Origin of the sequence: Robiginitalea sp. SC105 (assembly GCF_014243345.1) — a bacterium.
Taxonomy (GTDB): Bacteria; Bacteroidota; Bacteroidia; order Flavobacteriales; family Flavobacteriaceae; genus Robiginitalea.
Window position 1 is genome coordinate 1,561,936 of sequence record NZ_JACLZF010000001.1, and the last position, 21,526, is coordinate 1,583,461.

The following is a 21,526-nucleotide window of genomic DNA, read 5'->3' on the forward strand; positions in this document are numbered from 1 at the left end:
TTGCAGCTGTGTAGCTCGTATTTCGGATTTTAGTACTATTTTGGCCCGTTGATTTAACCGACCAGGCATGAAATCCCTGCGACTGATCCTGACCCACCCCCGCTATTTTGCCCCTGCCTGGGTTTTCGCCAGCCTGAACATCTGGTTTGGTACCTGGGCCATCTATATCCCCACCGTACAGGCCCGCCTGGGGATCGACAAGGCCAAACTCGGGCTCGCCATCTTTTTCCTGAGCCTTGGGGTGTTCACCGTTTTCCCGGTAGCCTCCCGCATCATCAACCGGCTGGGGGTGGGCCGCGCCACCTGGCTGGGGGTCCTCGCCTGCAGCCTTTTTGCTTTTTTCCCCCTTATCGCCCCGAATTATTATGCGCTGGTGGCCTCCCTCTTCTTTTTCGGCCTGTCCAACGGCTTTACGGACATTGCGATGAACACGCTGGTTACCGAGATCGAAAAGGAGGACCGGCAGAATTTCATGTCCGCCGCCCACGGGTTTTTCAGCCTGGGCGGGGTGCTGGCGGGATTGGGGAGTTTCCTCATTCCGCTAATCGGGAGCCCTGCCATCCACATGACCGGGGTGATCCTGGGCGTGCTGGTGGTCAACGCCCTGTTGCGAAAACACTATTACCACCTGATTGCCGCCCCGGTCGAAAAGGAGGGGTTCAGCCTGAAGCTGTTCCGCCCGCTGCTGATCCTGGGCATCATCTCCTTTGTGGTCATGGGGGGCGAGGGCGCCGTGGTGGACTGGAGCGGGCTCTACCTGAAGGAGGTGGTCGGCAGTCCGGAATTCCTCTGGGGGTCCGGGTTCCTGGCTTTTTCGGTTACGATGACCCTGGGGCGGTTTCTGGGGGATGGCATCAGCGCTCGCATCGGGTCGGTCCGCATCGTGGCCGCCGGTAGTTTTATCGCCGTGCTGGGGTACCTGTCCGTACTTTGGGCACACCCGGTGGCGGCCATTGCCGGCTTTGCCCTGGTCGGGCTGGGCTTTTCGGTAATCATCCCGGAACTCTTCCGCATCGGGGGGAATGTAAGGGGTGTAGAGTCCTCCAAAGGGGTCGCCTTTATAGCCGGGACGGGCTATACCGGCTTCCTGGCCGCCCCGCCCGTGCTGGGCTACCTGGCCGAGGCCTTTGGCCTGCGCATCAGTTTCTGGGTATTGCTGGCCTGTGCTGCCCTCGTACTACTGGCCACCGGTGTCCTGAAAAAACGCGAATCCCGGTAATCCCATTATTCCACCTCGACGTTCGTAAAGTAGAGTTTAAACCCCTGGGGGTTCTGGTGCATGGTGGAAATCTTCAGGCCGTTTTTGGTCTGGTATCCTTCCCAGGTAGCGGCGAGGTTGGGCTCCGGCTGGTTGCCGCGGCGGAACACCCATTCGGCCACCAGGGAATCCTCCCCGATATAGAAGTCGTATGCGTCCCCGGGGGTATACCCGCCTTCATTCCCATAGACAATGGTGAGTTTCGGCATGATCTTGCCCGAGATGGGTGCCTGGGCCCCTTCTTCCATTTCCCACTCAAAACTGTTGCGGTCCCACATCCACTGATAGGGTGCCAGCAACCAGTATTTGTCATTGACAAAACCCGCATCCGCGTCCATGAGGGTGGAATCGACCGCTGAACGGAGGAAGGTGAGGGTATCGGTGGCGGTGATCCGGGTAACGCGGTTTTCGGCAGGGTTCCAGATCCAGGACCGCTCGTAGTGGGAGGTGTCCCGGTCCACATTGAAAGTGAACCTGATTTCGCTAACATCCTTCCAGTTGCCGTAGCCGTGGGCCGCTGCCAGCCGGTCCAGGTCATCCATGGGGGGCTGCTGGGCCGCCTCGGCCGGCATTTCATCCTGTTTGGGGGCTTCTTTGCAGGCTCCGGCGAGAACCAGGAGGCAAACAATAAAAATTCGGGTGTGCATAGTTTTTGGTTTGTTTCAAATATACAGTGTTTTCAATTGAGTTATGTGCCGGGAGATCCGCCTGCAGGTATTCTGATAATTTGATTATTTTTGCCCCTAAACCCACAACGGTCTATGAGCGCTAAAAAAGGAAAGATACAGGAACAAATCGATGCCAGGATGCTGGAGGAACGCAAGGTGTTCCTCTGGGGCCAGGTAGACGACGATTCGGCCAAACACGTAATTGACCGGTTATTATACCTGGACCTTCAGAACAACAAGGAAATCCAATTATATATCAACAGTCCCGGCGGATACGTCACCTCCGGTTTTTCCATTTACGACACCATGAAGTCGCTGAAGAGCCCAGTGTCCACCATCTGTTCCGGACTTGCGGCCTCCATGGGTTCCATCCTGCTGTCGGCCGGCAAAAAAGGCCGGCGTTTTGTCCAGCCCCATGCCCGGGTGATGATCCACCAGCCCAGCGGCGGGGCCAGAGGACAGGCTTCAAATATAGAGATACAGGCAAAGGAGATCCTCAAGACCCGGGAGATCGGGGCACGGATCCTTGCGGAGAATTGCGGGCAGCCCTTTGAGAAGATCATGAAGGATTTCAACCGGGACTACTGGATGGATGCCCAGGAATCTGTCAAATACGGCATCGTGGACGGCATTCTGGAATAGCGGCCTGCCGGAACAGGCATGGACTGAAATCGAAAAGACCTTCCGGGCTTGGGCCGGGAAGGTCTTTTCTTGCATATATAGCGTCGCCGTGGCGTTGTTTTCTATTGTATATACGACCCAGTAGCGGGTCCCGGTTCGCGGGGCTGTGTTAAGAATTTGTGAAAACCGCCCTTGCTGCGCTCAAAAGCGCTCCGGATGCGCGATAACCGATTGCGCCCGCTTTTTCAGGGCTTCCAGTTCCCCTGCATCCATCTTCTCCAACAGCCGGTACATCATCCCCATCCTCGGGTTGCTTTTGAGCAGTTCCTTTTTCGAATCCAGGAAGTTCCAGTAGAGGGCGTTGAAGGGGCAGGCTTTTTCACCGGTTTTCTCCGAAGCGCTGTAGTGGCACCCGCTGCAGTAGTTGCTCATTTTCCGGATGTAGTTGGCACTGCTCACATAGGGTTTGGTCGCTACCAGGCCCCCGTCTGCAAACTGGCTCATGCCCCGGGTGTTGGGGAGTTCCACCCACTGCACCGCGTCGATGTAGATGCCCAGGTACCAGGCGTCCACCTGTTCCGGGTCCGTCTGGGTGAGCAGCGCGTAATTGCCGGTGACCATCAGTCGCTGGATGTGGTGGGCATAGGCGGTTTCCAGGCTCTGGCCAATGGCGTGGCTCAGGCAGTTCATCCGGGTGTCCCCTGTCCAGAAAAACCCTGGTAGCGGGTTTGTGTTATCCAGTTTGTTCAGCGAAGCATAGCCGGGCATCTCCTTCCAGTACATACCCCGCATGTATTCCCTCCAGCCCAGTATCTGGCGGATAAACCCCTCGGTATCCGACAGGTCCAGTGTATCGGAATTTTCCCTGTAATGCGCCTCCACCCGGTCTACCACCTCCCTGGGGGAGAGCATCTTGGTGTTGAGCGCAAAGGACAGGCGCGAATGGAACAGGTAGGACTGCTGCGTATCCATGGCATCCTGGAAATCCCCGAAGTGTACCAGCAAGGAATCGCAGAAGTGCCTGAGCACAGCCAGGCTGTCTGCCCGGGAGGTAGGCCAGTTGAAGCTGGCGGCATCGGCGGTCCCCAGGGTTTTGATGCCCGCATCACGGATTTCTTTTTCAAGGTCGGTCAGGTCTTTCCGGAAACCGCGTTCATGGGGGATCTCAGGATCGCCCTTCCATTTTTTCCGGTTTTCCTTGTCGTAATTCCACTGCCCGCCCAGGGGTTGGTCCCCGTCCATCAGCACGCTGTGTTTCCGCCGCATCCTCCGGTAAAATGGCTCCATCACGCATTGCTTGCGGCCCTTGAAGAAGTTGGCCAGTTCTTCCCGGTGGGTATAAAAATGTTCCGTATCCACGGCGTCCGTCTCGCAATCCAGGGAGTTGCAGAGTTCCCGCAACTGCTGGTCCAGGCGGAATTCATCCGGCAGCTGGTATTCGAAGCGGCCGGCGGCTTCCTCCCCGAGGACCTTGCGGATCAGGGCGGGCAGTTCCTGGGGGTTCTCCGGGTCGGAGATTTTAAAATAGCGAACCCTGTAACCCCTTTCTTCCAGATAGGTTGCAAAATTGCGCATGGAGGCAAAAAAGCCCAGTACTTTCTGGATATGGTGCCTCACGTAATCCGTTTCCTGACGCATCTCGGCCATCAGGTAAACGACCTCCCGGTCCTTTTCGGAAAACCAGCTATGGGAGTGGTTCAGCTGGTCTCCCAGGAGTAGGCGAAGTGTTTTCATGGTTCGGGTCCGTCATTAAAGAGTGTGGGTTGCAGCCAGAGCCGCCGGAATTTCCCGCTGGCGTCATACCGGTTCGCCTGCAGGTCGGGGTTGAAGCTCCTGTTGCGGGGGTCATTTCCCACCGTACTGTTGTACATCCAGTTGCCCCAGTTGCTGTGTACGTCGTAATCCAGCAACAGGTACTGGAACCAGGCTGCGCCAACCCGCCAGTCCTGGCCGAGGTTCTGGGACCAGTAGCTTGCCACGTTCTGGCGGCCCCGGTTGCTCATCCACCCGGTTTGTGCCAGTTCGAGCATGTTGGCATTGATAAAGTCGTTTCCGGTTTCCCCCCGGGACCACTGGTCAAAGGCGGCCTGGGAAGACTCCCAGCGGACCTCTTTCTCCTGTAGGCCCCCGCTGTAAAAGATTTTAGGCCCGTGTTTCAGGGATACGTATTTGAAATAATCCCGCCAGATGAGCTCAAATACCAGCCAGTAGGTATCCTGGTTCCGCTCCACCTCCCGCTCATAGTTGCGGACCTGATGGTAAATTTCCCGGGCGGAAATCGATCCATTGGCCAGCCAGGGCGAAAACTTGCTGCTGTAGCGGGTACCCACCAGGCCGTTCCGGGTGTGTTTGTAGGTGCTCAGGTAGCGGTTTTCCCAGAAATAGTCGTTCAGTCGATCCCAGGCAGCCGACGCCCCACCCCGGAAGGGGAAGGCGGTCCGGGAATCCCGGACCGGTGCGGGGATGCCAAAGGCTTCCCATCCGGGTATGCCGGAATCCGTTTCCCCGCCAAAGCAATCGGCCCTTTTTTCGGGAGGCCCCAGCGGCTCCCGCACCCTGGACTGTTTTTCGCATTTTTTCCGGAACCCGGTAAAAACCTCCGGGACCTCTTCAAACGACTCGTAGGGGAGGTCTTCGGGCAGGAACAGGAATTGTCCGTAATGTTCCCGCAGGGGGACCCCCGCCGGCAACTGCGCCCGTACCGCATCCCGGACTGCACATTCATCCCGTGTCCATTCCCGCTGCAGGTGGACTTCATCCACGCCGTATTGCCGTACGAGCCCGGGGAGGCAGTCCTCCGGTCGTCCGAAAAACAGGTGCAGGGCAATGTTTTTACTGCCAAGGGCTTCCTGCAGGTCCCTGACTGATTCCCTGAGGAAGGCCGTCCGGTAGGGCCCCTGCCGGACGATCCCGAAATCTCCGGGCTCCAATTCCCGGGGGTCGAAGCAGTAGGCAGCCAGCACCTGCGGGGCCCTGCAGGCCTGCAGGAGGCCCGGGTTATCCGTTATCCGCAGGTCATTGCGGAACCAGTAGAGTGCTGTTTTCACGGGCGTATCATTTTCAATGGGGGGGCTGCTTTCATGGGTTTCATGGGTCTTTGGCATTGACGGGGGACCGGTTCCGCCGGCATTTTTCACTGCAATAGACTACCGAATCCCAGTTCAGCTTCCATTTCTTCCGCCAGGAAAAGGTGCGCTGGCATACCGGGCAGGTTTTTTGGGGCAGGTGGGGCTTGGCGTGCATATTGTTTATTAAAAGTAGTTATTATTTAAACAAAAAATTGTTAGCAAATCCCTAAAACACCTGGGACGGGCAACCCGGGACCCAATAAGCCATCTGGTTTTAGTAACTTTACCTATCTAACCGGCATTTATGTCCCAAAAAACGAAACAGGTTGCAGTGGTCGGATCCGGCCTGGTCGGTTCCCTGCTTGCGATCTTCCTCCGAAAGGCCGGCCACGCCGTGACGGTATTTGACCGCCGTCCGGATATCCGGACCGTGGAGTTTTCCGGCAGGTCCATCAACCTGGCCATGAGCAACCGGGGTTGGAATGCCCTCCGGCTGGCCGGGATTGAAGACGAGGTGCGGAAGCTGGCCATACCTTTGTACCAGCGCGCCATGCACGTGGTGGATTCCCCCGTTTACTACCAGAAATACGGCAAGGAAGGAGAGGCTATCTGGTCCATTTCGAGGGGGGTGCTGAACCGCCGGATGATCGACCTGGCCGAACAGGCCGGGGTCGAGTTCCGCTTTAACGAAAAAGTATGGGACGTGGACCTGCCGACAGCCCGGCTCTTTACGGGGGCTACAGAAAAAGGGGAGTGGGAGGAATACGCCTTTGACCACATTTTCGGATGCGACGGGGCTTTCTCCCGGATCCGGCACAAGATGCAGCGCCGCAGCCGTTTTGACTATTCCCAGGAATTTATCGATGTGGGCTACAAGGAGTTGACGATCCCGCCAAACCCGGACGGGACCCACAAACTCGATAAACATTCCTTCCATATCTGGCCAAGGGGCCGGTTTATGTTTATCGCCATGCCCAACCTGGACGGGAGCTTTACCTGTACCCTTTTCCTGCCTTTCGAAGGCGATATCTCCTTTGAAAACATCCGGACCCAGGAACAGGCGAGGAAATTTTTCCGGGAACACTTCCCCACGGTCACCCCGGACATCGAAAATCTGACCGGGGACTTTTTCCGCAACCCCACCTCGGCACTGGTAACCATCAAATGCTATCCCTGGACCTATTGGGACAAGGTGGCGCTGGTTGGTGATTCCGCCCATGCGATCGTCCCGTTTTACGGGCAGGGGATGAACGCAGGCTTTGAAGACATCACGGTCCTGACGGAACTTATGCAACGCCACGGGGATGACTGGGAGCAGGTCTTTGCGGCCTACCAGGAGCGGCGCAAGCCGAACGCCGATGCCATTGCCGAGCTCAGCTACCGGAATTACCTGGAAATGAGTTCCCGTACGGCCGACCCGGATTTCCTGCTGCAGAAAAAAATAGAACGGCATTTTGCGGAGGCCCACCCCGACAAATGGGTACCGGCCTATTCCCGGGTCACTTTTTCGGATCGGCCCTATACGGAAGCCCTGCGCCTGGGCGACCGGCAGGAGTCCATCATGCGGGAGGTGATGCAGCTGCCCGATCTGGAAAAGCGATGGGACAGCCCGGAGGTGACCCGCAGGATCCTCGAATTGCTGGAACAGCAACCCGTGACCTTGGCCCAATAAAAAACCACCCGGGTGGGGTGGTTGATTCATTTAGGGAAGTGCCGCTGCTACTCAAGGCTGTCCGGCCCTGTAATCTGGGCGGGAATCCCTACTTGATCTTGTCGAACAGCTTGTGCATCTTTTCCTGCTCCTCCTCCGCCAGTGCGGGGTCTACCAGGATGCGGCCACTGTGTTCATCCGTGATGATCTTTTTTCGGGAGGCGATTTCGACCTGTACCTGGGGGGGGATCGTAAAGAAGGATCCGCCCGAGGCGCCCCGCTCAATCGGAACCACGGCCAGGCCGTTCTTCACGCTGGTGCGGATGCGCTTGTAAGCATTCACCAGGCGCTCCTCGATTTGCTTCTCGAATTCCTGGGATTTGGCAAGCAGGGCCTGCTCCTCCTTCTCGGTTTCCGCCAGGATGGCGTCGAGTTCACTTTTCTTGTGCTTCAGGTGGGTTTCGCGCTCGGTGAGCTTTTCCTTGGTTTCCGTGATTACTTCTTTCTTTTGCTCGATCTGGGCCTTAAACTCCCGGATGTGTTTCTCGGCCAGCTGGATTTCCAGTTCCTGGTATTCCACCTCCTTGGAAAGGGAATTGAACTCCCTGTTGTTCCGAACATTCTTCTGTTGCTCGGCGTATTTCTTGATGAGGGTTTTGGACTCCTCGATCATGTTCTTTTTGGCAGTGATCTCGTAGTTGACAGTTTCGACGTCCGTTTTGAGTTTGTCCACGCGGGTCTTCAGCCCGAGCACCTCGTCTTCCAGGTCTTCAACCTCGAGCGGCAACTCCCCGCGGACATTGCGGATTTCGTCTATCCGGGAGTCGATGAGCTGGAGGTCGTAAAGAGCTCTCAGTTTGTCTTCTACCGTCACTTCTGTCTTTGTAGCCATATCTTCTAATAATAATTGATGGGATTCGTTCGGGTCCCCGATAAAGAGATCGCAAAATTAGGGATTTTTTCTGTAAGATAATCGTACAGCAGGTTTTTTGTAAACTGCTCAGTTTCATAGTGCCCGACATCTGCAAGCAACAGCTCCCCGGCTGCCTGGTAGAACTCGTGGTATTTGATGTCCGAGGTTACAAAGGCATCGGCCCCCGCGGCTTTGGCTGCGCCGATTGCAAAGGCCCCGCTGCCCCCCAGTACGGCTACCCGCCGAATCGTATTTCCCATAAGCTCACTGTGGCGGATACAGGGCGTCCCGAATCGTACTTTGAGCAATTCCAGGAAGTCTTTTTCGCCCAGGGCCTCCTGCAGAGTGCCGACCATCCCCATCCCCACCTGCTGGTAGCTGTTTTCAAGGGAGGTTACCTCATAGGCGACTTCTTCATAGGGGTGGTTCTCCCACAGGGCGCGGAGGATGCGCTTCTCCCGGTCGGCGGTAAAGGTCAGGTGCAGCTGGGATTCGGGCTCCCGTTGCAGCTGCCCCCTTGCACCCAGGGTGGGGTTGGCTTCCTCTCCGGGCAGGAAGGTCCCTTCCCCGGTGTTGCTGAAGCTGCAGCTCGAGTAGTTGCCCACTTCCCCGGCCCCGGCGGCAAAGAGCGCCTCCAGCAAGGCCTGCCGCCCCGATTCGGGTACGTAGGTGGTCAGTTTCCGGAGGAGCCCTTTCCGGGGGATCAGGATGCGCCTGTCCGAAAGGCCGATTTCATCGCATATCCGGCCATTGACCCCTCGCATGACATTGTCCAGGGCGGTGTGGATGCTGTAGATGGCCACCCGGTTTTCGATGGCCCGGGCCACCACGCGCTCCACATAGGTGCCCCCGGTAATCTTTTTCAGGCCCTTGAATACGATGGGGTGGAAGCTGACGATCAGGTTGCAGCCCTTTTCAATGGCCTCCTCCACGACTGCTTCCAGGGTATCCAGGGTGATAAGGATACCGTTTACCTCCATGCCGGGGTCCCCCACGAGCAGGCCAACATTGTCGAAATCCTCGGCAAAGTCAAGGGGTGCCAGTTCCTCGAGCCTGGCGGCTATATCATTTACGGTCATCCCAGGGCGGTTTTTTGGATTCCTTCAAAGATAAATAAACTATTTTCGCTCCTATGGAGGTCCTGAGAAAACTGCTTTGGCCCGTGTCGCTGGTTTATGCTGCCGTAGTATGGCTGCGGAACCTGGGCTATGACCGGGGCTGGTTCCCTTCTAAGCATTTCAGTACCCCGGTGCTCTGCATTGGCAACCTGAGTGTTGGGGGGACCGGCAAAACGCCCATGGTGGAGTGGATTCTTTCCCGCATGCCCGGTCAGGGGGTGGCCGTGCTCAGCCGGGGCTACCGCCGAAAGAGCAGGGGGTTTGTCCTGGCAGGCCCGGACCCTTCGGCCGATATCCTCGGGGATGAACCGGCCCAGATTTCCCGGAAATTCCCAGGCGTGGCCGTGGCGGTAGATGCCAACCGGCAGCGGGGCATCCGCAGGCTCCAGCAATTGGTGAACCCTGCGCTGATCCTGCTGGATGACGGCTTCCAGCATCGGAGGGTCCGCCCGGACGGGTCCATCCTGCTCACCGCCTGGGATGCGCTGTACACCGATCAGGGATACCTGCCCAGCGGCGACCTGCGCGACCACAAATCCCAGGCCCGGCGTGCCGATATCATTGCAGTGACCAAATGCCCCGAATTACCCGGGACGGAGGCCCGCAAACGCATCCGCCGCAAGTTGCGCCCGGACCCGGGTCAGCAGGTAGTCTTTGCCAGCCTAGCCTATTCCCACATCCGGGATCAATCCGGTCAGGTCGTTCAGAAAGAAGCCCTGGTCCGGGGGCCGGTAACACTGGTGACGGGGATCGCCCGTCCCGGGCCCCTGTTGCGGCACCTGGAAAAACTCGGAATCCGTTTTGAACACCTGGATTACCCGGACCACCACCGCTTCACCGAAAAGGAAATCGAATGGCTGAGGGGCCGGCCGCAAATCCTGACCACGGAAAAGGATGCGGCGAGGCTGCAGGGGCGGCTTTCCGATTACTGGGTAATCGGGGTTTCCCATCGCTTCGGGCGGGAAGACGAGCAGTTGCTCATGGATTTCATTACCTCCCTTTGAGAGGCAGGATCGCCAATGTCCTGTTTCAGGAAAGTGTTTTGCGAAGTTTCGGCTCCAGGAAATTCTCGCCGATCTTCTGGTAGAAAACCTCGGGTTTGAAGGGTTTGGTCACCACGTCATTGCAACCGGCCGCATAGAAAGCCTCCAGGCTGTCGTCCAGGGAAATGGCCGTCAGCGCGATAATCGGGGTTTCCGGGTCAAACTTCCGGATCTCCCGGGTGGCTTCAACCCCGCTGATACCCGGCATATGGATGTCCATCAGGACACCGTCATAGTTGTTGGAACTCGCCATTTCAATGGCCTCGGTCCCATTGCTGGCTATATCGGAGGTGATTTCCTTCTTGGCCAGCATTTTCCGGGTAATCACCTGGTTGATCTTGTTGTCTTCCACAATTAGGACATGGAGGCCCTTGAAATCGTACTCCTTTTGGGTGACCTCAAACGGTACGTCATCAATCAGGTCGTCCTTGCATTTGAAATCCATCTCAAAAAAGAAGGAGCTTCCCTGCCCCAGGGTACTCTCCAGTTTGATTTCGCTGCCAAAGAGCCCCAGCAGGCTCTTGACGATGGTCAGCCCGAGCCCGGTACCACCGTATTCCCGGTTGATCTGTATGGAGCCCTGTTCAAAACTGTCGAAGATGGTGCGTTGCTGCTCCTCGCTGATGCCGATCCCGGTATCCCGGACTTCAAAATATACCCGGGCCCGGTCGTCTTCCTTGCCTACCAGGCGCGCCAGGACGAATACCTCACCGTTTTTGGTGAATTTCAGCGCATTCCCCATCAGGTTCATAAATATCTGGGAGAGTTTCACGGGGTCGCTCATCAGGTGGGAGGGGATGTCCGGGTCGAAGTCCAGGATCATCTCCGTTTTGCTTTCCTTGGCGGTTTGCTGGAGGGAATTCATCACCTCCGCAATGATTTTCTGTAAATTGAATTCCACCTCCAGCATGTCCAGTTTTTCCGCGTCGATCTTGTTGATCTGCAAAATATCGTTGATAAAATTCAGGAGGTAGTCCCCCGAAAACTTCAGGGCCTTGAGGTGTTCTTTTTGTTCCTGGCTCGGGTTTTCTTCCAGCAGCAGGTGGGTCAGGCCCGTAACGGCATACAGGGGGGTCCGGAGTTCGTGGCTTACGGTCGACAGGAAGTTGGTCTTGGCCTCCATGGCCTGAACGGCCGCATCCCGTGCCGCGTGCAATTCCCGGTTCTTGGTCTGTAGCAGGTCGTTGGTCTTGAGCTTGATCTGGTTGTTCCTGTACAGGGACACCGCCAGCAGCGAGATGATGATCAGGAAGGCGGAAGAAAGGATGGCCGTGAGCTCCGAGCGGTTGGCGGATTCACTCAGGTCCCTGATCTGCTCGTCCTGCCGATCGATTTCTTTTTGCATATACTCCGTCTGTATACGGTCTGCGGTTTCCAGTTCCGCCTTTTCCCTGGCGATGTTCCGTACGGAATCCTTGTAATGCATCAGGCCCCGGTTATACATAAGCGCCTCTTCGAAGCGGTTGGCAGCTGTGAACATTTCGGTGAGCAATGCGTGAGACTCGATGTACTCCGTGGTAAACCCGTTGGCCCGGGACACCTCCAGGGCGTTCCGTGCATTTTCGATGGCCTCCGGAAACAGGTCCTGTTCCCTGTCCAGCAGCGCCAGGCCCAGGTAGGCGCGCGCCCGCAGGAAGTCCCGTTCAAAAGGGTCGTTGTTTACAAGCAGGGAATTGTAATTGGTCTCCGCCTGGGCGTATTTTGCAATACTGCGGTAGCTGTCGCCCTCAAAAAGCGTGATGCGGTTCAGCAGGTTCCTGTCGTTGGTGCGGGACTTTGCCTCGCCCAGCATGTAGATGGCCTGGAAATAATTCCCTTCCGAGAAGAGGATCTTGGCATTGATGTAATAGTGGACTGCCGTGCCGTACGGATATTCGTTGGTTTCCAGGAAAACGGCAGCCCGGCCGTTATGGAACTGGGCGGATTCCTCTTTCCCCATATCCAGGTTTATCAGTGCAAAGTAGTGGTAGCAATCAATCAGGCCTTTGTCGTCCTGCTGCTGCTCTGCCCAGGTAGCCGCTTTATCGAGTTCCTCCAGGGCCAGGTCAAAGGTGTCCTTGTTCCAGTAGGAGCGTGCCTGGTTGATATACGCCTCGAATTGCAGCTGGTTTTGCGTTGGTTGCTGGGCATACAGGGGGTGCCCCGACCAGAGACCGGAAAACAGGATAAGCAGGCAAACCGTATGTCGTAACAGGCGTCTCAAATAAAGTTTCGCTCTATCAGTAATTCGATCGTATCCCTGACCCGGCTGCTGTAGCCGGTTTCATTGTCGTACCAACCAATGACCTTCACCAGGTTCCCCACCACGGAAGTCATCTGAGAATCAAACGTACAGGAGTAGCAACTATTGTTTATATCAATCGAAACTATCGGATCTTTCGTACAAAAAAGAACGTTTTTCAGTTCTTTTTGGGAAACCTCCATAAATGTAGCATTAATTTCGGCAATGCTGGCCGGCCTGCGGACGTGAGCGGTAATGTCGGTCAGGGAGCCGTTTGGCACGGGCACACGGATGCCGCAACCCCCGATTACCTCCGATAAATGCGGAAATATGCGGGTAAGCGCCTTGGCAGCCCCGGTCGTGGTGGGGACGATGGAAAGCGCAGCGGCACGGGCACGGCGCAGGTCCCGGTGGGGCCGGTCGTGGAGGCTCTGGTCGGAGGTATAGGAATGCACGGTGGTGATGTAGGCCTGTTCAATCCCGCAGAGATCATCCAGGACCCGGATCATGGGCGCCGCATTGTGGGTGGTGCAGGAGGCGCAGCTGATGATATCCATGTCCGCATCGAGGAGTTCGTCGTTGATGCCATACACCACCATGGGGATGTCCTGGGAGTCGGATGGCGATGATAAAAGCACCTTCCGGGCCCCCTGCCGGAGGTGGCCCTCCAGGTCCGGGCGGGATTTGAAGCGCCCGGTGGCTTCCACCACCAGGTCCACGCCGTGTTCCCCCCATGGGATGAGCCCCGGTTCCTGGAAATTGGTCAGGCGGCTCCGGGCCGATCCCATCCGGAATCCGTCGTCCAGGGCTTCAACCCCTGCAGCCGGGATACCGTGGATGCTGTCGTATTGCAAGAGGTGGGCCAGGGTGCGGCTGTCGGCCAGGTCGTTGACCAGGACCACCTCCATGTATGGGACGGGTTCCAGCAACCGGTACAACGTACGCCCGATCCGGCCAAAACCGTTGATTCCGATGGTGATCTTTTTCAAATCGTATTGAAATAGGCCCAATGGGCCGCTTAGTGAATGTGTTTATGCGCTTTGTAGGAAGAGCGGACCAGGGCGCCGCTTTCCACATGCCGGAATCCCATGGCGAGCCCCGCTTCCCGATAGCGGTCAAATTGCTCGGGCGTAACGAATTCCTTCACCGGCAGGTGGCGCTTGGAGGGCTGCAGATACTGTCCGATGGTCACCACATCCACCCCTGCGCCCCGGAGGTCCTCCAGGGTCTGGAGTACTTCGGGTTCCGTCTCCCCCAGGCCCAGCATGATGCCCGACTTGGTCCGGTTCGCCCCGTTTTCCCTGAGATACTGCAGTACGCCCAGGCTCCTGTCGTATTTGGCCTGTATGCGCACTTCCCGGGTGAGCCTGCGCACGGTTTCCATATTGTGTGAGATGACTTCGGGGGCTACCTGCAGGATCCGGTCAAGGTGCTGTTCCACCCCCTGGAAATCGGGGATAAGCGTTTCCAGGGTGGTTTCCGGGTTCATCCTGCGGATGGCCTTGACCGTCTCCGCCCAGAGGATGGATCCCATGTCCTTCAGGTCGTCCCGGTCCACGGAGGTAACCACTGCGTGCCGGATGCCCATGATTTTGATGGAGCGCGCCACTTTTTCGGGTTCTGCCCAGTCCACGGAAGTCGGCCGGCCGGTTTTTACCCCGCAGAAACCGCAGGAACGGGTGCAGACATTGCCGAGGATCATAAAGGTGGCCGTGCCTTCCCCCCAGCATTCACCCATGTTGGGGCAACTGCCGGAAGTACAGATGGTATGCAGGTCGTAGGTGTCGACCAGCTTTCGCAATTGGGTGTATTTCTTCCCTGTGGGCAGCTTGACCCGGAGCCATTTGGGCTTGCCTTTGGCAGGCTCGGCGGTTGCTGGTACTGCGGTAGTGCTCATAGCGAAATTTTAGGCAAATATACGAACTAATTCGGGGGTTGGCGCATGTTGCGGCCGGGGGTTCAGGTACCGCGCCGGCCGCCCGGCCGCGTGGCGGTCTCAGTTGGCATCCTTGTCCCTGGCAATCAGGCTGGCCAGCAGCTTTTTGGCCCGGAGCAGCCGGACCTTGACGTTCCCGATGGGTTCCCCGATTTCCGCAGCGATTTCCGCATAGCTCATCTCCCTGAAAAACCTTAGGTCGATAACGCTCCGGTACCCCGGCTTGAGTTTTTTGATATGCTGCAGGAGGGTTTTCAGGTCCTGTTCAATGATCAGCTGGTCTTCGGCAGAGGGCGCGTCATCCAGTACTTTTTTCACCGCCTCCCCGTGGCTTTTGTCGCTGCCCTCCAACACATTGCGCTTGCGCTTTCGCAAAAGGTCCGTATGCAGGTTCTTGGAGATGGTGATCAGCCAGGTATTGAATCCGAACGCGGGATCGTAGGTATGTATTTTATCGAAAGCCCTGGCAAAGGTCTGTATGGCGATGTCCTCGGCATCATTTTCGTTCTGGGTGCGGCCCAACTGGAAATGGTAAACCTCCGGCCAGAAGGCGTCCAGAAGTTGGCTGAAGGCTACCTGGCTTCCGGCCCGGGCCTTTTCGATGGTTTCCAGCAATATGTCCTTGTCTGATGGCAATTGGGGGTGGGGGATATGGGGCTTTCCGCGGCCATGCGGCCTCCGGTTCAGGCCTGCATTTCCTGGCGGCACTCCTGCTCTGCGGGCATCTTGCCGCACATGCCACAGGCTTGTCCGTCTTTGTTGAGGTGGGGGTTCTGACTGGCACAGGTACCGGCAAAGGCACCGTCTTTCCTAGCCCATATCTTGATGGCGATCCCCGCAAAGGCCAGTGCCAGCAATCCGATAGTGAGAAGGATGAGTTTCATGTAAAGCGATTTGGGGCAAAGATACAAAAAAAGCCCCTCTTCCAAGGGGCTGTTCGTATTCGGTACGCAGCGGGTCAGTAGGAGAAGTCCGCTACAATGTTCTGGACGGTTGGCGTGGTATTCCCGCCTTTGGGTTCGATGGTGATATAGCTCAGGCTTTTCTCTCCATAGGGGAGGGCCATGAGTTTTTCCTTGTCCTCGAAGTTCCGGATAACCCCCAGGTTCACCATTTCTCCGTTTACCTCTGCCCACATCTGATAGTCCTTGTCCTCCGGGAGGTTCGGCAGGTTCCTCACATTGATGTAGGATAGCTTTTTGACCGGGTTCACGTAGGCAATGGCCTTGAGTTCCCGTGCTTTCTGGTTCCCGTTGACCATGAACTTCCGGGTGCCGGGGTTGTTCAGTACGATAAACTGGTTGCGCACATCTTCCAGCTGCTCTTTCATGTCGGCTTCCAGCACCCTGATTTTGTTGTTGACCAGGTCGTTTTCCTGCCGCAGGTTCATGTTCTGGTTGTAGAACCAGAAAGAGGCACCGACGGCAAAAATCGCGGCGATGCTGGCGGCAACGGCGTATTGCAGGAACCGCCTGCGGCCTGCCCGTTCCTTTCTGACGCGGTGCAGGATGCGTTCCCTGAGGCCATCAGGGGCCTTTACGGCATGCAATTTGGCATAGGCTTCCAGGTTTTCCTGCAATTCGAGGTAGGTATCCCGTACTTCCGGATACATGGCGATGTATTGCTCGACGCGGGCGCTATCCTCCGCAGAGGTGGCATCCAGCAGATACTGCTCCAACAGGTCGGACTCCAGGAACTGTCGTATCTTATCTTTCATGGCATATCATAATAAGCTTAATACTATAATTACGGCCGGAGCGTAGATCTTCTTGAGTTCCCTCAGGCCGATCTTGAGCCGGGATTTGATGGTCCCCAGAGGGATGTCCAGCTCCTCGCTGGCTTCCTGTTGGGTCATTCCCTGGAAAAACAGGGCTTCAAGTACCACCTGATACTTCGGCTCTATTGTCCCGAGGTGCTTCTGCATGTCCATCAATTCGGGGCTTACGCCCTCCACACCTATCGTATATACGTCCGAAACATCGATTTGGATTTCCTTGTCGGATTTTGTGCTCAGACTGCGCAGCTTGTCGATGGCCGCATTGCGGGTAATCCGGAAGAGCCACGTAAACAATTTGGCCTTTGAGGCATCGTAGGTATGCGATTTTTTCCAGATTTTGACAAAACTCTCCTGTACGACGTCCTGGGCGAGTTCCTCGTTCTTCACCACCTTGAGGGCCACCCCGTAGAGGGTGTTCCCATAGTGTTCATACAACAGGCTGATGGCTTTTTCATCCCCCTCCCGGAGCAATTCAACAATATGTTTTTCGAGTAGTGTGCTCATGATTCGGGGCGATGGCCGGAAAAAGTATTCCACCCGGCATCCAAACCCTATGGTCTTGACGTATATAGGGAAACGCTAAGTTAAGAATTTTTGTTCTGCAGCGTTTTATACTTTGAATTAGTTCGACGCACAGCGTCTTCTGTTTGTGCGTTTAGTTTGGTTAGTTTGGTTTGGTATAACCCCCGCAGGAATAATCCCTGCGGGGGTTAATTTTTACCGCCCTTCCCGGTTGCCTTTTGTTCCCCCGACGGTTTGCTGCTTCCTCCCGTATGACACTGGTTTTCAACCGGATGACCTCTGCTACCACCCACCAGGTCCTGTCATCCGGCAGGGCTGGGGGCTGCCCGCTGCCCGGGCTGCGCCTTTGGGTAAAATACCGGCCCCGGGGCCGGGGATTCACGACTTAGAGGATGTTCACCTCCGGTTCAATCCGGATATCAAAAGCCTCCAGTACCCGTTGTTGAATTTCCCGGGCCAGCTGCAGGATTTCCTCCCCGGTTGCAGCCCCGTGGTTGACCAGGACCAGGGCCTGCTTTTCGTGTACCCCGGCATCCCCGCGCCGCATTCCCTTCAGACCGAGGGAGTCGATCAGCCAACCCGCAGGCACTTTTATCCCGTCGCCTTCCTGTGGGTAGCCCGGCATGCCGGGGTGTGTGCGGAGCAATTCCTCGTACTGCGTTTTCGGGACCACCGGGTTTTTGAAAAAACTACCGCTATTGCCCAATACCGCGGGGTCCGGCAGCTTGCTCTTACGGATGGCGATTACGGCCCGGGCTACATCGGCCGGTTCCGGATGGCGGATGCCTTCCCGTTCCAGCCAGCCCGCAATATCCCCATAACCCGTCCGGATTTCATGGCCTTTCCTGGTAAGCCCGAGGGTTACCGACCAGATGACATACCGGCCCCTGGCACCCCGTTTAAAAACCGAATCCCGGTAGCCGAATCCGCATGCTTCCCTGCTGAAACTCACCAGTTCGCCTGTCTGCATATCCACTGCCTCCAGGCTTTGGAGTACGTCCTTGATCTCCACGCCGTAGGCGCCGATATTCTGAATGGGGGCGGTCCCGGTCTTTCCCGGGATCAGTGCCAGGTTCTCCAATCCCCCAAAGCCCTGGTCCAGTGTCCACATGACCAGTTCGTGCCAGTTTTCACCGGCCATCACCCGCAGGTTGATCCGGCCCGCATCCTCCGCCACCACTTCCCGGCCACGCGTATCCATGTAGAGCACCCGGGCTTCCAGGGGTCCCGTCAGCAGCAGGTTGCTCCCCCCGCTGAGGATAAAGGGGGGCGGCAGGCCCGGTTCGGCCAGCGCTTCCCGCAGGGTTTCCAGGCTGTCTATCCGTATAAAATGACTCGCCGGGACATCAATGCCGAAGGTGTTGTATTTTTTGAGGGAAACCCTGTGCTCAATATCCATCTTCCCTGTATTTCTCAAGGGCGGCCCTGAGGATATTCACGGCTTTGCGCAGTAATTTTTCCTCAAGGACATAGGCAATCCGAACCTGGTTTTCCCCCAGGCCCGGCGTGGCGTAAAAACCAGCGGCCGGCGCCAGCATCACGGTGGCCCCGTCGAGGCGGAAGTCCTCCAGCAACCACTGGGCGAAATGGTCGGCATCCCGGATGGGCAGCTCCACCATGCAGTAAAATGCGCCTCGGGGCCGTGCCACGATGATCCCCGGTATTTTCCGGAGTTCCTCCACCAGGAGGTCCCGCCTCCGGGTATATTCGGCAATGACCCCCTCAAAGTAGGAGGGGGGGGTATCCAGGGCGGCTTCACTGGCCACCTGCGCAAAAGTCGGGGGGGAGAGCCGTGCCTGTGCAAATTTGAGGGCGGTCTGCATCAGGGCGGCGTTCCGCGTGATGATGCAACCGATACGTGCGCCGCACATGCTGTAGCGCTTGGAGACCGAATCGACCACCACGGCATGCTCCCTGAGCCCTTCTTCCTGTAAGATCGAATAGTGCTCCGCTCCGTCGTATGCGAATTCCCGATAGACCTCGTCTGCGATGAGGAACAGGTCATGCCTGCGCACGAGTTCCGCCAGGGACCTTATTTCTTCCCGGGAATAGAGGTAGCCGGTTGGGTTACCGGGATTGCAGAGGAGGATGGCTCGGGTCCGCGGTCCGATATAGGATTCAAAATCGGCAATGGGTGGGAGTGCAAAATTGTTTTCAATGCCGGATGCTATGGGAACCACTGTGACCCCTGTGGCCGTGGCAAAACCATTGTAATTGGCGTAAAAAGGTTCCGGGATGATAATTTCGTCCCCCAGGTCGGCCACACAATTCATCACGAAGGAGAGGGCTTCCGAACCCCCGGTGGTCACCAGGATTTCTTCTTTCCCTACATCTATGCCCACTTTGCGATAGTATTCCGCCAATTTGGCCCGGTAGGACTCGTTGCCTTCGGAACGGCTGTATTCCAGCACGTCGATGTGGAAATTCCGGACTGCTTCCAGTGCCTGGGGCGGTGTTTTGATATCTGGCTGCCCGATATTCAGGTGGATCACCTCCACCCCGCTTTTCTTTGCCGCTTCGGCATAGGGCACTAATTTTCGTATCGGGGAGGCGGGCATGGCCTGGCCTTTTTTGGAGAGGGTGGGCATAGGAATGGTTTCTACCGCAAAAATGAGAAAAGGAATCGGTCCCCGCAACCGAAATCCCGGCTCCGATTCATTTTGCACGGGGTCTTCCGGGCCTGACCCAAGGGGATGTTAAAAATGCGCTTTGTATCGCAAAAAACAGTAACTTTAGTAGATACGACCTTGGTAATGAACGGCATACACTTCTTAAAAACTGTATTCCTCTTGCTGCTGCTCCTGATTTGCCCACGGGGGGAAGCGCAGCATTACCAACTGCTGGACGGGGCGGAAAAGAGCCCCAAGATCCGTTTTGAGCTTGTCAACAACCTGATGATTATCCCGGTGGAGGTAAACGGGACCCCCTTGCGGTTTATCCTGGATACAGGCGTCAGCAAACCGATCCTATTCAACCTGTCCGATACGGATTCGGTCGAATTGCGGAATGTTGCAAAGATCCAGATCCAGGGGCTGGGCACTGGCGACCCAATAGACGCCCTAAGCTCTGCCGGAAATATCTTCAAGGTCCGCGGGATGGTAAACCCGGGACAACTGGTTTATGTGGTCCTCGACAGGGACATGAATTTTTCCCCTTCCCTTGGCGTGACCATTCACGGGATCATCGGGTACGACCTTTTCAGGGACCATGTGGTGGAAATCAATTACGGCCGGCGTTATTTGCGATTCCACAACCCGGCCACCTACAGGCAGCGTAAACGGTCCCGGGAGGTGACCATCCCGATCACCGTGGACCGGAACAAGGCGTATGTGGAAGGCGGGGTAACCCTCGAAGGCGGGGAGGAACTCGCAGTCAAACTCCTCATGGACACCGGCAGCAGCGATGCCCTCTGGTTGTTCCGGGATGAACAGGAAGGCCTGCAAATACCGGAGAAAAACTACGAAGACTACCTGGGGAAGGGCCTCAGCGGTACCATATATGGCAAAAGGACCAAGGTAAAACAGATACGCATCGGGGACTTTGTGTTGCGGGATGCCAAGGCGGCCTTCCCCTACCTGGAATCCTTTAAAGCCCTGCCGAACCTGGGCGACCGGGATGGCAGCGTTGGGGGGGAATTGCTGAAGCGCTTCAACATGGTCATCAACTATCCCAGTGGGGAACTTACCCTGCGGACCAACAATCTTTTCGGGGAACCCTTCCATTTCAACCTGGCGGGGATCGAACTGGAACATGCCGGGATGCGGTATATCGCCGAACGCATTACGGATACGCGCGGGGTGGTGCAGCGGGATGAAGAAGACACTTTTGGGACCGTCCAGATCCTTACCGCCCAGCGGACGCGCCTGAGCCTGGTACCCGAAATCATCGTATCTGCCATACGCGCCGGCAGCCCGGCAGAAGAGGTAGGCCTGCAGGAGGGGGATGTTATCCTGGCTGTCAATGGCAAATCGGTCCACCGGTATAAATTGCAGGAGGTGATGAAGATGATCAACGACAAGAAAGGCAAGCGCATCCGCCTGCTGATTGAACGCTATAACAAAGACCTGCTGTTCTCCTTCGTACTCCGGGAATTGTTCGAATAGGCACCCCGGCGAGCCCGCTGCCAGGGATGCGGCCCCCACCAGCATACAAATTCAACTTCCCCGGATCCGGCAAGGGCTGCCCCGGATGGAGTCAGGGGTCCTAAAAAACAAAAACCCCCGGGAATGCCGGGGGTTTGATGTTTCTTGAAGGTTCTTTCCTTATTTCCCTTCCACACCCTTCACGGTACCTTTGATCTTGAGGATCTTGGTAGGGGTGTCCGCATTGGAGATGACCGTAATTGCCTTGCGGATCGGTCCCACGCGGTTTGTATCGTATTTTACCTGGATTTCTCCGGTTTTGCCCGGCATGATGGGGGCCTCGGGTTTTTTCGGGATGGTACACCCGCAACTGGAACTCACCTTGCTGATGACCAGGGGCGCATCGCCGGTATTCGTGAATTCAAAGACACGAACCCCGTCGCTTCCCTTATCAATTTCACCGTAATCGACCGTTTCTGATTTGAATTCGATCTTGGCTGTTTTTTCCTGGGCGGAAACACTCCATGTCAGTAGGCCGACAAACAACAGAATTGCTACTTTTTTCATTTTAGATCATTTTGGGTGAACTTCAAATGTAGCCATTGAGGCAGGAACATCCAAAATTCTTTTGTTATGTTCTAACGTTAG

21 protein-coding genes are annotated in these 21,526 nt (G+C 56.5%); 5 read left to right on the forward strand and 16 right to left on the reverse strand.

Going from position 1 to position 21,526, the window contains the following annotated elements:
* Positions 1 to 67 precede the first annotated feature (67 nt).
* On the forward strand, positions 68 to 1,219 hold the full coding sequence (locus H7F20_RS06915; RefSeq protein ID WP_185785376.1) for an MFS transporter: 1,152 nt from the start codon (positions 68 to 70) through the stop codon (positions 1,217 to 1,219).
* A gap of 5 nt (positions 1,220 to 1,224) precedes the next feature.
* Here H7F20_RS06915 and H7F20_RS06920 read toward each other — a convergent pair whose 3' ends face one another.
* The gene (locus tag H7F20_RS06920; RefSeq protein ID WP_185785377.1) at positions 1,225 to 1,905 is read right to left on the reverse strand and encodes a hypothetical protein; all 681 of its coding nucleotides are present in this window, start codon (positions 1,903 to 1,905) and stop codon (positions 1,225 to 1,227) included.
* Between the two features lie 114 nt (positions 1,906 to 2,019).
* On the opposite strand from H7F20_RS06920, the gene H7F20_RS06925 reads away from it, so the two are divergent.
* Positions 2,020 to 2,568 (forward strand): ClpP family protease, encoded by a 549-nt coding sequence (locus H7F20_RS06925; RefSeq protein ID WP_185785378.1) that lies wholly within the window; start codon positions 2,020 to 2,022, stop codon positions 2,566 to 2,568.
* A 180-nt stretch (positions 2,569 to 2,748) separates the two neighbouring features.
* On the opposite strand, the gene H7F20_RS06930 is transcribed toward H7F20_RS06925, so the two are convergent.
* Genes H7F20_RS06930 through H7F20_RS06940 form a run of 3 tightly spaced genes read right to left on the reverse strand, consistent with a single transcriptional unit; the run spans position 2,749 to position 5,790 of the window.
* The gene (locus H7F20_RS06930; RefSeq protein ID WP_185785379.1) at positions 2,749 to 4,281 is read right to left on the reverse strand and encodes a cryptochrome/photolyase family protein; all 1,533 of its coding nucleotides are present in this window, start codon (positions 4,279 to 4,281) and stop codon (positions 2,749 to 2,751) included.
* Entirely contained in the window at positions 4,278 to 5,594 is a 1,317-nt protein-coding gene (locus H7F20_RS06935; RefSeq protein ID WP_370588487.1) for a DASH family cryptochrome, read from the reverse strand. The genes H7F20_RS06930 and H7F20_RS06935 overlap by 4 nt, the downstream gene beginning before the upstream one ends.
* Positions 5,595 to 5,634: 40 nt before the next feature.
* Positions 5,635 to 5,790, reverse strand: coding sequence for a DUF2256 domain-containing protein (locus H7F20_RS06940; protein WP_185785381.1), 156 nt, complete (start codon positions 5,788 to 5,790; stop codon positions 5,635 to 5,637).
* A 129-nt stretch (positions 5,791 to 5,919) separates the two neighbouring features.
* Between H7F20_RS06940 and H7F20_RS06945 the strand changes: the two genes are divergently transcribed.
* Positions 5,920 to 7,287 carry an NAD(P)/FAD-dependent oxidoreductase gene (locus H7F20_RS06945; protein ID WP_185785382.1) on the forward strand — a complete coding sequence of 456 codons (1,368 nt, stop codon included), beginning with the start codon at positions 5,920 to 5,922 and terminating at the stop codon, positions 7,285 to 7,287.
* A gap of 88 nt (positions 7,288 to 7,375) precedes the next feature.
* Here H7F20_RS06945 and H7F20_RS06950 read toward each other — a convergent pair whose 3' ends face one another.
* Positions 7,376 to 8,158 carry a zinc ribbon domain-containing protein gene (locus tag H7F20_RS06950; protein ID WP_185785383.1) on the reverse strand — a complete coding sequence of 261 codons (783 nt, stop codon included), beginning with the start codon at positions 8,156 to 8,158 and terminating at the stop codon, positions 7,376 to 7,378.
* A gap of 5 nt (positions 8,159 to 8,163) precedes the next feature.
* Positions 8,164 to 9,258: a Nif3-like dinuclear metal center hexameric protein gene (locus H7F20_RS06955; protein ID WP_185785384.1), complete on the reverse strand. Its 1,095-nt coding sequence runs from the start codon at positions 9,256 to 9,258 to the stop codon at positions 8,164 to 8,166.
* 53 nt (positions 9,259 to 9,311) lie between these two features.
* Here H7F20_RS06955 and lpxK point away from each other — a divergent pair, with 53 nt between their 5' ends.
* Positions 9,312 to 10,301, forward strand: a complete 990-nt coding sequence (gene lpxK / locus H7F20_RS06960) for a tetraacyldisaccharide 4'-kinase (protein WP_185785385.1) — start codon at positions 9,312 to 9,314, stop codon at positions 10,299 to 10,301.
* Positions 10,302 to 10,326: 25 nt separating this feature from the next.
* Here lpxK and H7F20_RS06965 read toward each other — a convergent pair whose 3' ends face one another.
* The 9 genes from H7F20_RS06965 to H7F20_RS07005 all read right to left on the reverse strand — a co-directional run bounded on the left by H7F20_RS06965 (position 10,327) and on the right by H7F20_RS07005 (position 19,384).
* The gene (locus H7F20_RS06965) at positions 10,327 to 12,543 is read right to left on the reverse strand and encodes a response regulator (protein WP_255443999.1); all 2,217 of its coding nucleotides are present in this window, start codon (positions 12,541 to 12,543) and stop codon (positions 10,327 to 10,329) included.
* Positions 12,540 to 13,550 (reverse strand): type I glyceraldehyde-3-phosphate dehydrogenase, encoded by a 1,011-nt coding sequence (locus tag H7F20_RS06970; protein WP_185785386.1) that lies wholly within the window; start codon positions 13,548 to 13,550, stop codon positions 12,540 to 12,542. Before H7F20_RS06970 ends, H7F20_RS06965 begins: the two co-directional genes overlap by 4 nt.
* Positions 13,551 to 13,579: 29 nt before the next feature.
* Positions 13,580 to 14,458: a lipoyl synthase gene (gene lipA / locus H7F20_RS06975; RefSeq protein WP_185785387.1), complete on the reverse strand. Its 879-nt coding sequence runs from the start codon at positions 14,456 to 14,458 to the stop codon at positions 13,580 to 13,582.
* 99 nt (positions 14,459 to 14,557) lie between these two features.
* On the reverse strand, positions 14,558 to 15,133 hold the full coding sequence (locus tag H7F20_RS06980) for an RNA polymerase sigma factor (RefSeq protein WP_185785388.1): 576 nt from the start codon (positions 15,131 to 15,133) through the stop codon (positions 14,558 to 14,560).
* 47 nt (positions 15,134 to 15,180) lie between these two features.
* The gene (locus H7F20_RS06985) at positions 15,181 to 15,381 is read right to left on the reverse strand and encodes a membrane or secreted protein (RefSeq protein ID WP_185785389.1); all 201 of its coding nucleotides are present in this window, start codon (positions 15,379 to 15,381) and stop codon (positions 15,181 to 15,183) included.
* Between the two features lie 74 nt (positions 15,382 to 15,455).
* Entirely contained in the window at positions 15,456 to 16,214 is a 759-nt protein-coding gene (locus H7F20_RS06990; RefSeq protein ID WP_185785390.1) for an anti-sigma factor domain-containing protein, read from the reverse strand.
* Between the two features lie 6 nt (positions 16,215 to 16,220).
* Positions 16,221 to 16,778 carry an RNA polymerase sigma factor gene (locus tag H7F20_RS06995; protein WP_185785391.1) on the reverse strand — a complete coding sequence of 186 codons (558 nt, stop codon included), beginning with the start codon at positions 16,776 to 16,778 and terminating at the stop codon, positions 16,221 to 16,223.
* A gap of 403 nt (positions 16,779 to 17,181) precedes the next feature.
* Positions 17,182 to 18,195 carry a UDP-N-acetylmuramate dehydrogenase gene (murB, locus tag H7F20_RS07000; RefSeq protein WP_185785392.1) on the reverse strand — a complete coding sequence of 338 codons (1,014 nt, stop codon included), beginning with the start codon at positions 18,193 to 18,195 and terminating at the stop codon, positions 17,182 to 17,184.
* Complete coding sequence (locus H7F20_RS07005) at positions 18,185 to 19,384, reverse strand: pyridoxal phosphate-dependent aminotransferase (RefSeq protein WP_185785393.1); 1,200 nt, start codon at positions 19,382 to 19,384, stop codon at positions 18,185 to 18,187. The genes murB and H7F20_RS07005 overlap by 11 nt, the downstream gene beginning before the upstream one ends.
* A 165-nt stretch (positions 19,385 to 19,549) precedes the next feature.
* Here H7F20_RS07005 and H7F20_RS07010 point away from each other — a divergent pair, with 165 nt between their 5' ends.
* Entirely contained in the window at positions 19,550 to 20,899 is a 1,350-nt protein-coding gene (locus H7F20_RS07010; protein ID WP_185785394.1) for an aspartyl protease family protein, read from the forward strand.
* A gap of 159 nt (positions 20,900 to 21,058) precedes the next feature.
* Here H7F20_RS07010 and H7F20_RS07015 read toward each other — a convergent pair whose 3' ends face one another.
* On the reverse strand, positions 21,059 to 21,445 hold the full coding sequence (locus tag H7F20_RS07015) for a DUF1573 domain-containing protein (RefSeq protein WP_185785395.1): 387 nt from the start codon (positions 21,443 to 21,445) through the stop codon (positions 21,059 to 21,061).
* Positions 21,446 to 21,526 lie beyond the last annotated feature (81 nt).